11 protein-coding genes are annotated in these 11,638 nt (G+C 67.4%); 8 read left to right on the forward strand and 3 right to left on the reverse strand.

The window, feature by feature from the left end:
* The first annotated feature begins 8 nt into the window (after positions 1-8).
* From U5775_RS32335 to U5775_RS32350, 4 genes are all read left to right on the forward strand, one after another.
* Positions 9-1,988, forward strand: coding sequence for a lytic transglycosylase domain-containing protein (locus U5775_RS32335; RefSeq protein WP_322062199.1), 1,980 nt, complete (start codon positions 9-11; stop codon positions 1,986-1,988).
* A 110-nt stretch (positions 1,989-2,098) separates the two neighbouring features.
* Positions 2,099-3,055 carry a complex I NDUFA9 subunit family protein gene (locus U5775_RS32340; protein ID WP_322062200.1) on the forward strand — a complete coding sequence of 319 codons (957 nt, stop codon included), beginning with the start codon at positions 2,099-2,101 and terminating at the stop codon, positions 3,053-3,055.
* 134 nt (positions 3,056-3,189) lie between these two features.
* Positions 3,190-3,837 (forward strand): glutathione S-transferase family protein, encoded by a 648-nt coding sequence (locus U5775_RS32345; RefSeq protein WP_322062201.1) that lies wholly within the window; start codon positions 3,190-3,192, stop codon positions 3,835-3,837.
* The gene (locus U5775_RS32350; RefSeq protein WP_322062202.1) at positions 3,834-5,090 is read left to right on the forward strand and encodes a multifunctional CCA addition/repair protein; all 1,257 of its coding nucleotides are present in this window, start codon (positions 3,834-3,836) and stop codon (positions 5,088-5,090) included. The genes U5775_RS32345 and U5775_RS32350 overlap by 4 nt, the downstream gene beginning before the upstream one ends.
* 85 nt (positions 5,091-5,175) lie before the next feature.
* Here the strand turns inward: U5775_RS32350 and U5775_RS32355 are convergent, their stop codons facing one another.
* The 3 genes from U5775_RS32355 to U5775_RS32365 all read right to left on the reverse strand — a co-directional run bounded on the left by U5775_RS32355 (position 5,176) and on the right by U5775_RS32365 (position 7,331).
* On the reverse strand, positions 5,176-5,673 hold the full coding sequence (locus U5775_RS32355) for a hypothetical protein (RefSeq protein ID WP_322062203.1): 498 nt from the start codon (positions 5,671-5,673) through the stop codon (positions 5,176-5,178).
* 223 nt (positions 5,674-5,896) lie between these two features.
* Positions 5,897-6,091, reverse strand: a complete 195-nt coding sequence (locus tag U5775_RS32360) for a DUF2905 domain-containing protein (protein ID WP_322062204.1) — start codon at positions 6,089-6,091, stop codon at positions 5,897-5,899.
* A 25-nt stretch (positions 6,092-6,116) separates the two neighbouring features.
* Positions 6,117-7,331 (reverse strand): class I SAM-dependent methyltransferase, encoded by a 1,215-nt coding sequence (locus U5775_RS32365; RefSeq protein WP_322062205.1) that lies wholly within the window; start codon positions 7,329-7,331, stop codon positions 6,117-6,119.
* Positions 7,332-7,527: 196 nt separating this feature from the next.
* Between U5775_RS32365 and U5775_RS32370 the strand changes: the two genes are divergently transcribed.
* From U5775_RS32370 to glmU, 4 genes are all read left to right on the forward strand, one after another.
* The gene (locus U5775_RS32370) at positions 7,528-8,340 is read left to right on the forward strand and encodes an SDR family oxidoreductase (protein ID WP_322062206.1); all 813 of its coding nucleotides are present in this window, start codon (positions 7,528-7,530) and stop codon (positions 8,338-8,340) included.
* Positions 8,341-8,590: 250 nt separating this feature from the next.
* Entirely contained in the window at positions 8,591-8,986 is a 396-nt protein-coding gene (locus U5775_RS32375) for a dihydroneopterin aldolase (protein ID WP_322062207.1), read from the forward strand.
* A gap of 3 nt (positions 8,987-8,989) precedes the next feature.
* Positions 8,990-9,997 (forward strand): tRNA 2-thiocytidine(32) synthetase TtcA, encoded by a 1,008-nt coding sequence (gene ttcA, locus U5775_RS32380; protein ID WP_322062208.1) that lies wholly within the window; start codon positions 8,990-8,992, stop codon positions 9,995-9,997.
* A 217-nt stretch (positions 9,998-10,214) separates the two neighbouring features.
* A complete protein-coding gene (gene glmU / locus U5775_RS32385) occupies positions 10,215-11,588 on the forward strand; it encodes a bifunctional UDP-N-acetylglucosamine diphosphorylase/glucosamine-1-phosphate N-acetyltransferase GlmU (protein ID WP_322062209.1) in 1,374 nt (457 codons plus the stop codon).
* The last annotated feature ends 50 nt before the right edge of the window (positions 11,589-11,638 follow it).

Below are 11,638 nucleotides of genomic sequence, written 5' to 3' on the forward strand. Positions count from 1 at the left end.
AAATAACGATGTCCAAACGCCTTGTCCGAGTATATCGCGCGGTCGGTCTTGCACTGGCCGCCGCGGCACTCGTCGCGTGCAGTACGGCCGATGCCGTGCGGCCCGTCGCCCTGCCCGTGGGGGCCGCTCTTTCGCCCGACGATCAAACCTTCATCCAGCTTCGCGAGGCCGCACGCAATAACGATGCCGCGCGCGCCGCGCAACTCGCTGCGATGATTCCGGATTATCCCGCGCCGTCGTACCTCGAATACTTCCAGTTGAAACCGCAACTGTTCGATTCGCAGGGCCACGCGCGCGTGGACGCCCCCGACGCGCCGGTGCTCTCGTTCCTGCAGCGCCACGACGGCGAGGCCATCGCCGACCGCCTGCGCAACGATTATCTGCTCGTGCTCGGCGCGCGCCACGACTGGGTGAACTTCGACCAGCAGTACCCGCGCTTCGTGCTCAACGACGACACCCAGGTGAAGTGCTACGCGCTGGAGTCGCGCGCGGCGCGCGGCGAAAACGTCGCGAACGATGCGCGCGCGCTGCTCACCGAGCCGCGCTATTACGGCGACGGCTGCGTCGACCTCATCACCGCGCTCGCCATCAAAGGCCAGTTCTCGAGCGACGACGTCTGGCAGCAGATCCGCCTCGCCTACGAGCAGAACCAGACCTCGACGGGCGCGAAGCTGCTCGACGGACTCGCGCAGCGTCCCGACCCCACGGCGTTCAGCCAGGCGGTCAGCACGCCGCCGCTCACGCTTGCGGGCGGCGTCGGCGCCGATCCGCAATCGCATCAGCTCGCGCTGCTCGCGGTCACGGTGATGGCGCGCAACGACCCCGCCATGACGGCCGCCACCTTCGCGGCGGTCGCGCCTTCGCTCACCTCGCCCGAGCGCGCGATCGGCTGGGGCACGATCGGCTATCAGGCCGCGCTCAAGCGCATGCCGGGCGCGCTCGACTGGTATCGCCTCTCGGCCAACGCGCCGCTTTCGAACGCCGCCTACGAATGGCGCACGCGCGCGGCGCTGCTCGGCGGCGACTGGACCATGGTGCGCTGGTCGATCGAGCAGATGCCCACGGCGCTGCGGGCGCAGCCCACCTGGGTCTACTGGCACGCGCGCGCGCTCAAGCAGGCGGGCCAGGCCGATCAGGCCAACCAGGAATTCGCGTCGATCTCGCAGGGCTATAACTTCTACGGCCAGCTCGCGACTGAAGAACTCGGCCAGCAGATCACCATTCCGCCGAAGACCACGGTCTCCGACGCCGAAATCGCACAAGTCGCGCAAACGCCGGGCTTCGCGCTCGCGCAGCGTTTCTACGCGCTGAATCTGCGGCTCGAAGGCAACCGCGAATGGAACTGGCCGCTGCGCGGCATGAGCGATCGCCAGTTGCTGGCGGCCGCCGAATACGCGAAACGCATCCAGCTGCTCGACCGCACCGTCAACACGGCCGACCGCACGCAGACCCAGCACGACTTCTCGCTGCGCTATCTCGCGCCGTTCCGCGACGTGGTGGAGCGCGACGCGCAAACCAACGGCCTCGACGTCGAATGGGCCTACGGCCTGATTCGCCAGGAATCGCGCTTCATCCTCAATGCGCGCTCGGGCGTGGGCGCGAGCGGCCTCATGCAGCTCATGCCGGCCACGGCGCAGATGGTGGCGAAGAAGATTGGCTTGGGCCCGCTCTCGCGCGACCAGCTCAACGACCTCGACACCAATATCCTGCTCGGAACGAACTATTTGTCGATGATCTACAATCAGTTCGACGGCTCCGCCGTACTCGCCACGGCGGGCTACAACGCCGGACCGGGACGCCCGCGCCAGTGGCGTGCTTCGCTGCCGCGCGGGGTCGAGGGCGCCATCTTCGCGGAAACCATTCCGTTCCAGGAAACCCGCGATTACGTGAAAAACGTGTTGTCGAACACGGTCTACTATGCGGCGCTGTTCGAGGGTCGTCCGCAATCGCTGAAGACGCGTCTGGGCTATATCTCGCCGCTGCAGTGAGCGTCGCGCGGCGTGGCTCCCACGGAGCCGCGCCGCTGCACGAACCCACCCCTTGCGGATGCGGGCGCAGCGCGCCGCCGTCCGCACGAGGATGCACGAGGAGGTCGAAGATGAGACATCAAGCCATCGCGGTCATCGGCGGTTCGGGATTCATCGGCAGCCATCTCGTCAACGCGCTCGTCGAGGCGGGCAAGGACGTGCGCGTCGCCGCGCGGCGGCGCACCAACGCCCGCCATCTCACGCTGCTTCCCATCGACGTGATCGAAACCGACGTGACCGATCCGGTCGCGCTCGCGAGCTTCGTCGAAAACGCCGACGCCGTCATCAATCTCATCGGCACGCTCAACGGCGGGCACGGCACGCCCTATGGCCCGGGCTTCGCGAAACTGCACGTCGAGCTGCCCACGAAGATCGTCGCCGCCTGCGAGAGCAAGGGCGTGCACCGCCTGATCCACGTGAGCGCGCTGGGCGCCGACTCGCGCGGGCCGAGCATGTATCTGCGCTCGAAAGGCGATGGCGAAAAAGCCGTGCACGCGGCCACGGCGCTTGCCACGACGATCCTGCGCCCGTCCGTCGTGTTCGGCCCGGACGACACCTTCCTCAACCGCTTCGCGGTGCTGCAAAAGCTCTTCCCTGTGATCCCGCTCGGCATGCCCGATGCGAAGTTCCAGCCCGTCTATGTGGGCGACGTGTCGAAGGCCATCGTCAATGTGCTCGATCTCGACGCCGCGAGCGGGCACACTTATGAAATCGGTGGTCCGACGGTCTACACGCTCGAGCAGCTGGTGCAGTATTGCGGCGAGGTGGTGGGCCGTCAGGCGCGCATCGTGCGGCTGCCCGATGCGTTCGCGCGGCTCCAGGCGCTCTCGTTCGAAATGGCGCCCGGCGTGCCGGTGCTCACGCGCGACAATCTCGATTCGATGAAAGTCGACAGCGTGCTCACGGGTCCGCTCGCACCCGAGCTCGGCGTGGAGCCCGCGAGCATCGAGACGATCGCGCCGCTCTATCTCGCCGACGCCTCGCTGCGCTCGCGCCTGAATGTCTTCCGCGCGAGCGCGCACCGGTAGACGCGGCGCCTCGCGCGGCCGGTAGCACAATCGCTGGACCAACGAAGCAACGAAGCGGGCCACGCAGCCGGGCACGAGCCCGGGCGCGTGGCGCGCCCCAACCTCGACTCCTGTTCAACGATAAAACGGTCAATATGAAGCTCGTCATTGGAGACAAGAACTACTCATCGTGGTCGATGCGCCCCTGGGTGCTGATGACGCATTTCGGCATTCCGTTCGAAGAGGTGCTGATCGAGCTCGACCGGCCCGAAACGAAGGGCGCGATTCTCGCGTTCTCGGCATCGGGCAAGGTGCCGTGCCTCATCACCGACGACGGCCTCGCCGTGTGGGACTCGCTCGCGATCGCCGAAACGCTCGCGGAGCGCTTCCCGCAGCACGCGCTGTGGCCGCGCGACGCGAACGCTCGCGCGCGGGCGCGCAGCGTGAGCGCCGAGATGCATTCGAGCTTCACCAATCTGCGCACGAACATGCCGATGGCGATCCGCACCTCGAAGCCGGGCACCGGCGCCACGCCGGGCACGCTCGCCGACATCGCGCGCATCGACGCGCTCTGGAGCGAGTGCCTCGCAGCCAGCGGCGGTCCGTTCCTGTTCGGCGAATTCAGCATCGCCGATGCGATGTACGCGCCCGTCGTGATGCGCTTCAACACCTACGCGCCGCAGCTTTCGCGCGAGGCGGCCGCCTACGCGGCGCGCGTGAGCGCCGAGCCCGCCGTCGCGGCATGGATCGAAGCCGCGCGCAAGGAAACCCACCGCATCGAGCACGACGAACCCGACGCATGAAGATTTACGTGGTAGGCGGCGCGATCCGCGACGACATGCTGGGGCTGCCCGTGCGCGACCGGGACTACGTGGTCGTGGGCGCGACGCCCGAGCAGATGGCCGCGCAAGGCTATCGTCCAGTGGGCAAGGACTTTCCGGTGTTCCTGCATCCGCAGACGCAGGAGGAGTACGCGCTCGCGCGTACCGAGCGCAAGACGGCGGCCGGCTATCACGGCTTCCAGTTCTTCTATGCGCCCGACGTCACGCTCGAAGAGGATCTTGCGCGGCGCGATCTCACCATCAACGCGATGGCGCGCGAGGTCCAGCCCGGCGGCGTGCTGACCGGGCCCGTGGTCGATCCGTTTGGCGGTGCGAACGATTTGCGCGAGCGCGTGTTCCGCCACGTGAGCGATGCGTTTCTCGAAGACCCGGTGCGCATCCTGCGCGTGGCGCGCTTCGCGGCGCGCTTCGCCGATTTCACGGTCGCGCCCGAGACCATGGCGCTCATGCAGTCGATGGTGAGTTCCGGCGAAGTCGACGCGCTCGTGCCCGAGCGCGTCTGGCAGGAAGTCGCGCGCGGGCTCATGGAAGACCGGCCCTCGCGCATGTTCGCGGTGCTGCGCGAATGCGGCGCGCTCGCGCGCGTGCTGCCCGAAGTCGACAACCTGTTCGGCGTGCCGCAGCGCGCCGACTATCACCCCGAGGTCGATACCGGCGTTCACGTGATGATGGTGATCGATCACGCCGCCGCGCAGGGCTATACGCTGCCGGTGCGCTTTGCCGCGCTCACGCACGATCTGGGCAAGGCGACCACGCCCGAGGACGTGCTGCCGCGCCACATCGGCCACGAAGGACGCAGCGTCGACCTGCTCAAGCCGCTGTGCAACCGGCTGCGCGTGCCCAACGAATGCCGCGACCTCGCGCTGCTCGTCGCGCGCGAGCACGGCAACGTGCATCGCGTGATGGACATGGGCGCGGCCGCGCTCGTGCGCCTGTTCGAGCGCAGCGACGCGCTGCGCAAGCCCGCGCGCTTTGCCGAAGCGCTGCAGGCCTGCGAGTCGGATCTGCGCGGGCGGCTGAACTGGGAGAACGCGCCTTATCCGCAGGCGGAGCGGCTGCGCGTGGCGCTGACCGCGGCGCGCGGCGTTGACGCGGGCGCGATCGCGCAGACGATCAGCGAAGCGGGCGCGGGCAAGAACGCCGCGGAGAAGATCAAGGAAGCGGTGCACGGCGCGCGGGTCGACGCGGTGGAAAAGGCGCTGGTGGCTGCGTGATGGCGGCCAATCGCGTGAATGGCCCCGGACCCGCTACGTTGAGCGGCCGCAAGCCGCTTACACGCACCGCCTGTAACCCGCCGCACTAGGGCGCATTGCGCGGGGCGGGGCGAAACTGGTTGTCGATGGTGTCGAGCACCTCCCGCAATTGACGTCCATGCGGCCCGCTTCCTTCAGGGTTCATCTTGTCCTGCATGTTGGTGAAGAACCGGCTGATGCCGATTTGCTCGAGAACCTTCGCATACGCGCTGACCGGCGGCGGCAGCTTGGCCGCGTAATGGGCAACGCCGCCGAATAGCTTGTCGAATGCGGCGGCCGCTGCTGCGTTATCGCCGTTGGGATTCGATACCCACACGTTGAGCTCCGCGATCGCCGACGAAATCTCGCACGCCGCGAGAATGTCGGTGATGCGCGTCTCCACGGACTCGATATGATCGCGAACTGCCGCGACGGCCTCATTGGCGCTCTTCAACTGATCGGGGAGCGCCGGATTTGCCGCGACGAAGGTTTGAAGATCGCGCGCCTTTGCTGTGTAGTCCTCTGCTTTGTCGAGCATATCCTTCAACTGCTCGACATTCGGCATGCAAAGGCCCGCGGTGGGTTTCAGCTTATGAAAGAGCGCATCGAGTACGTTGTAGCCCATTGCTGTCTCCGACGGTGAACGCGCTTCATGCCAGTCTAGTGTGCCCCGAGACGGTTAGCCAGGAGAGACCGCGATTTGTGCGCGTAGGGCCGCAGAAGCGACAGTCTGGTTTGGCGGTGCACACGATTCAGCAGATGAATCCGACGAGGCGTCGCGGGCTCGCTCAAAGCGCGCGCACGAGCAACGAAAGCACCATCGAGAGCACGAGCGTCGACATGAACGGCAGCGGATATTCGCGGCCGAAGAGGCGCAGCGTGACATCGCCGGGCAGCCGCCCGATGCCGAGCTTCCTGAGCCACGGCTGCGCGCCGGAGAGAATCGCGACGGCGATGAAGGTGGTCAGAAACCAGCGGATCATGGTCGGCCCGGTGTATGGATCACGCTCAGAGCGTGTGGCTGCGGTCGCCGCGCGCGAACGCGGCGATGGTCGCATCGATGCCGCGCGAGAACGCGATCACCTTGAAGAGCTCGCCCATCTCCGCCTCCGAGACGAGCTTCTGCACCGCGTTCGCGGCCGGCAAGAAGCGCGCGGCGTCGTGCGGGTCGATCTCGCCGAGCACCTCGGTGATGCCGGCGTTCATCAGGAAGCGCGCCTGCGAGGTGTAGCCGAGCAGGTCCGCGCCCGCCTCGACGCCGGCCTGCGCGATGCCGCTGAATTCCACGTGCGCCGTGATGTCCTGCAAGCCGGGATAGAGGAACGGGTCGCCGTGCGCGCGATGGCGATAGTGGCACATGAGCGTGCCCTGCACGCGCTGCGGATGGTAGTACTCGCCGCGCGGAAAGCCGTAATCGATGAAGAACGCCGCGCCGCGCACGAGCATCGCGCAGATCGTGCGCGTGAAGGCGAGCGCGGCCTCGTGCGTTTCCGTCACGTAGTCTTCGCTGCCTTCGATCTCCGCGAGCACGCTGCCGGGCACGCTCCGCGCCCAGTCGGCGTCGATGCCGCTCAGCGCCGGGCGGTCCGAGAACTGCAGCGCGCCGTCGCCGTTCACGCTCACGCCGCGCTCGTGCCACACGGCGTCCTTGCGCGCGAACAGGCGCACCGGCATCGCGTCGAGCACCTCGTTGCCGATCACCACGCCTTCGAACTGCGCGGGCAGCGCGTCGAGCCACTGCACGCGAGCGGCCAGATGCGGCGCGAGCCGCGCGATCGTCTCGCGCTGGCGTTCGCGCAGCTCGCCCGAAAGATCGACGATGGCGTACGAATCGAACGGCACGCCGAGCGCTTCGAGCGCGAGCATCACGCCCGCGGCGAGCCGCCCCGTGCCCGCGCCGAACTCCATGAGCGCGCGCGTGCTGCTTGCCGCGAGCGCTTCGCCCACGGCGCGCGCGAGCGTGGCCGCGAACAGCGGCGACATTTCGGGCGCGGTCACGAAGTCGCTGCCGTCGTCGGCGAAGAGGCCGAACTTGCGCGCGCCGCCGCTGTAATAGCCGAGCCCCGGCGCGTAGAGCGCGCGCTCCATGTAGCGGTCGAACGGCAGCCAGCCGCCCGTCGCGGCGACTTCGGCACGCACGGTGGCGGCGAGCGCCTCGGACTGCGCGAGCGCGATCGGCTCGGGAACAGGTAAACTAGCGGGTTCGTGAGCTTTCGGATTCATCCCGGCATTGTAAATGAGCGAAACATCGGGCATCCGCCCGTCTGGCGGGGTTGCGGGGGGGCCGCCAAAGGCCGAGGCTGGGCACGACGCGACGCGCCCGGCACCGGGTAAATCGCCGGAGGGCGCACCGCCAAAGGGCGCGCCGCCATCCGGCCCTGTATCGAAGACCACCCAGCCGTGCGAACGGACCTCGCATTTGGGCAGTTCGGCCGCCCAAAAGGCCGCGCGCGTGATCCTGGTGACGGGCGGCGCGCGCCGCATCGGCCGTGCGTTCTCGCTGGGCTTTGCCGAGCGTGGCTGGGACGTCGCGGTGCATTACGGCGATTCGCAGACCCAGGCCGACGAGGTCGTCGCGCAGATTCGCGCCATGGGCCGCCGCGCGGTCGCGCTGCACGCCGACCTCGCGAACGAGGCGCAAGTCGCGCGCCTCGTGCCCGATTGCGCCGCGGCGCTCGGGCTGCCCGCGTGCGTGCTGAACAACGCGTCGCGCTTCGAGGAAGACACGGCGCGCGACGTGGGTTACGCAAGGTTGCAGCATCTGATGGCGATCAATGTGGGCGCGCCGCTCGTGCTGGCGCGCATGCTGTGGGAAGCGACGCCCGAAGCCGCGGCGCACGACGAATCGTTGCGGCCCTGCGTGATCAACGTGCTGGATCAGAAGCTGTACAACATGAATCCCGATTACCTGTCGTACACGCTGACGAAGGCCGCGCTGCAGAACGCCACCGTCGCGCTCGCCCAGGCGCTCGCGCCGAAGCTGCGCGTGGTGGGCCTCGCGCCCGGTCTCACACTGCAGTCGGGCGACCAGACGCCGCAGAGCTTCGCCGCCGCGCACCAGGTCACGCCGCTCGGCCGCGCGTCGCGTCCCGCCGATCTCGTGGAGGCCGCGCTGTATCTCGCGCAGGCCTCGGGCGTGACCGGCTCGACGCTGGTGGTCGACGGCGGCCAGCATCTCGTGCCGCTGCCGCGCGACGTGATGTTTTTGACGGGCGATCAGGCATCGGTCTGATGTCGGCCTGAAATCGGCCTGAATGGACCGGGTCGGGCGGCGAGCCGCGTTGCGGCGGCGTTTCGTGGGTCATGCCCAATAACGCAACTAAATGCGTAGACCGTCGCGGCTACGAGAACATTTCACGCGACCTGAATCCGCTTTTCGCGCCTGCCATCGCGCGAAGGCTTTGCAAACCGTATGACCCGCGAGGCGCGCAACGCCCCGCGCCGTGCAGGAAAACCGCACGCTTTTATCGACTGGAACGAACATGTCCGCCGTACTCATCCATCCCCGGCTCGCCGATTGCCGCCGGCTCTTCTTGCGCAACTACGAAGTGCACATCAACATCGGCGTGCATGACTTCGAAAAACGCGGCGAGCAGCGCGTCGTCATCAACGTCGACCTGTTCGTTCCGCTTTCGTCGACCACGCCGCATGAAGACAAGCTGCGCGAAGTCGTCGATTACGACTTCATGCGCGCGACCGTCGCCGCACGCGTGGGCCAGGGCCATATCCATCTGCAGGAGACGCTCTGCGACGACCTCGCCGCCGCGCTGCTCTCGCACGAGCTGGTTCGCGCGGTGCGCGTGTCGACTGAAAAGCCCGACGTGTACCCGGACTGCGACGCGGTGGGCGTCGAGGTCTTTCGCATCAAGGAGGACTGATTCATGAACGCCCCCGAAACGCTCGCCGCCGCTGAGACGGCAGCCGCCGCCGAGGCGCCCTCCGAAGTTTCCACGGAAAAAGCCGGCCGCGCCGCGCTCACGCGCCGCGAGCAGAAGGAAGCCTACGAGAACAACAAGCTGTTCAAGCGCATCGTGCGCCAGGTCGGCCAGGCGATCGGCGACTACAACATGATCGAGGACGGCGACAAGGTGATGGTGTGCCTCTCGGGCGGCAAGGACAGCTACGCGATGCTCGACGTGCTTCTGCGCCTGCGCGAGCGCGCACCGATCGACTTCGAGATCGTCGCGGTGAATCTCGACCAGAAGCAGCCCGGCTTTCCCGAGCACGTGCTGCCCCAGTATCTCGACAAGGTGGGCGTGCCGTACCACATCGAGAATCAGGACACCTACAGCATCGTCAAGCGCCTCGTGCCCGAGGGCAAGACCACCTGCTCGCTGTGCTCGCGCCTGCGCCGCGGGATTCTGTACCGCGTGGCGGGCGAGCTCGGCGCGACCAAGATCGCGCTGGGCCATCATCGCGACGACATCCTCCAGACGCTGCTCCTGAACCTGTTCTACGGCGGCAAGCTCAAAGGCATGCCGCCCAAGCTGCAATCGGACGACGGCAAGAATATCGTGATCCGGCCGCTCGCCTACGTGAAGGAAACCGATCTGGAAAAGTACGCCGAACTGCGCGAATTCCCGATCATTCCGTGCAACCTGTGCGGCAGCCAGCCCAATCTCAAGCGCGCGGAAATGAAGGCGCTGATCCGCGAGTGGGACAAGCGCTTCCCGGGCCGCGTGGAGAACATGTTCAACGCGCTCGGCAATGTCGTGCCGTCGCACCTGATGGACGCGACGCTGTTCGGCTTCAAGGATCTGCGCGCGACGGGCGTGGCCGACCCGGCCGGCGATATCGCGTTCGACGAGGAACCGTGCTCGACCGATTCCGCCGATACGCCTGCGCAAGGCGGCGCGACGCTCAAGTTCACGCCCCTCGACGAGCTCTGAAACGGGGCGCGGACGGCGTCGTGCGCGTAGTGCATAGCCGTCGCACGCAAAACCGCATCGGACCCCAAGGCGGCCTGTCATGGCCGCCTTTTTTGCGGCTGTCGCAAGTGTGTAAAAGAATGTTCGCTGATGCAGCAAACGCCCGCCGGCTGCGGCGTCGGGGATACCCCCCCATGCTAAAATCAGCCGCTTCATCCCCTCTCAAGTCACCGATGCAATGAACATCGTGATCCTCGCGGCAGGCATGGGCAAACGCATGCATTCCGCACTGCCGAAAGTGCTCCATCCTCTCGCCGGCCAGCCGCTTCTCTCGCACGTGATCGACACCGCACGCAGCCTCGCGCCCACGCGCCTCGTGGTCGTGATCGGCCATGGCGGCGAGGCCGTGCGCGCCGCCGTGGCCGCGCCCGACGTGCAGTTCGCCGTGCAGGAGCAGCAGCTCGGCACGGGCCACGCGCTCGCGCAGGCGCTGCCGCTGCTCGATCCGGACCAGCCCACGCTCGTGCTCTACGGCGACGTGCCGCTCACGCGCGCTTCCACGCTCAAACGCCTCACCGATGTCGCGGCCAACGCCGGGGCAAAAGCGGGCTACGGCATCCTCACCGTGAAGCTCGACGACCCGACCGGCTACGGCCGCATCGTGCGCGGCGCGACGGGCCAGGTGCTGCGCATCGTCGAGCAGAAGGACGCGAGCGACGACGAGCGCCTCATCGACGAGATCAACACTGGCATCGTCGTGACGCCCACGGCGCCGCTGGCGGGCTGGCTCGCGGCGCTGAAGAACGAGAACGCGCAGGGCGAGTACTACCTCACCGACGTTGTGGAAGCGGCGATCGCGGCGGGCCATCCGGTCGTGACCGCGCAGCCCGACGAAGAATGGGAAACGCTCGGCGTGAACAGCAAGCAGCAGCTCGCCGAACTCGAGCGCGTGTACCAGCGCAACGCCGCCGACGCGCTGCTCGCTGCCGGTGTGACGCTCGCGGACCCGGCTCGCTTCGACCTGCGCGGCTCGATCAGCTGCGGGCGCGACGTGTTCATCGACGTGAACTGCGTGTTCGAAGGCCAGGTCACGCTCGCCGATAACGTGCGCATCGGCCCGAACTGCGTGATCCGCGACGCCAGGATCGGCGCGGGCACGCGTGTGGATGCCTATACGCATATCGAGAGCGCGACGGTTGGCGCGAATGCCGTGCTTGGGCCTTACGCGCGTCTGCGCCCCGGCGCGCAACTCGCCGACGAGGTCCACGTGGGCAACTTCGTCGAGGTGAAGAACGCCAACATCGGCCTGGGCTCGAAGGCCAATCACCTGAGCTACGTGGGCGACGCCGACGTGGGCGCGGGCGTGAACATCGGCGCGGGCACCATCACCTGCAATTACGACGGCGCGAACAAGCACCGCACCGTGATCGAAGACCATGTGTTCGTGGGCTCCGATACGCAGCTCGTCGCGCCGGTGCGCGTGGGCCGCGGCGTGACCATCGCGGCGGGCACGACTGTCTGGAAGGACGTACCCGAAGACACACTCGTGCTCAACGACAAGACCCAGATCGCGAAAGCCGGCTACGTGCGGCCGGTGAAGAAAAAAAGCTGAACAGCGCAACACTCCGGGCGCCGCGCGCGTGAACCTTGAAACGCCGCGCG

Origin of the sequence: Paraburkholderia sp. J63 (assembly GCF_905220245.1) — a bacterium.
GTDB lineage: Bacteria > Pseudomonadota > Gammaproteobacteria > Burkholderiales > Burkholderiaceae > Paraburkholderia.

What these genes read in the sequence shown, in the direction of transcription:
- glmU (WP_322062209.1), top strand. Translation starts at nt 10,215, where the DNA reads ATGAACATCGTGATCCTCGCGGCAGGCATGGGCAAACGCATGCATTCC.
- U5775_RS32375 (WP_322062207.1), top strand. Translation starts at nt 8,591, where the DNA reads ATGTCCGCCGTACTCATCCATCCCCGGCTCGCCGATTGCCGCCGGCTC.
- U5775_RS32335 (WP_322062199.1), top strand. Translation starts at nt 9, where the DNA reads ATGTCCAAACGCCTTGTCCGAGTATATCGCGCGGTCGGTCTTGCACTG.
- U5775_RS32345 (WP_322062201.1), top strand. Translation starts at nt 3,190, where the DNA reads ATGAAGCTCGTCATTGGAGACAAGAACTACTCATCGTGGTCGATGCGC.
- U5775_RS32340 (WP_322062200.1), top strand. Translation starts at nt 2,099, where the DNA reads ATGAGACATCAAGCCATCGCGGTCATCGGCGGTTCGGGATTCATCGGC.
- ttcA (WP_322062208.1), top strand. Translation starts at nt 8,990, where the DNA reads ATGAACGCCCCCGAAACGCTCGCCGCCGCTGAGACGGCAGCCGCCGCC.
- U5775_RS32360 (WP_322062204.1), bottom strand. Translation starts at nt 6,091, where the DNA reads ATGATCCGCTGGTTTCTGACCACCTTCATCGCCGTCGCGATTCTCTCC.
- U5775_RS32355 (WP_322062203.1), bottom strand. Translation starts at nt 5,673, where the DNA reads ATGCCGAATGTCGAGCAGTTGAAGGATATGCTCGACAAAGCAGAGGAC.
- U5775_RS32365 (WP_322062205.1), bottom strand. Translation starts at nt 7,331, where the DNA reads ATGAATCCGAAAGCTCACGAACCCGCTAGTTTACCTGTTCCCGAGCCG.
- U5775_RS32350 (WP_322062202.1), top strand. Translation starts at nt 3,834, where the DNA reads ATGAAGATTTACGTGGTAGGCGGCGCGATCCGCGACGACATGCTGGGG.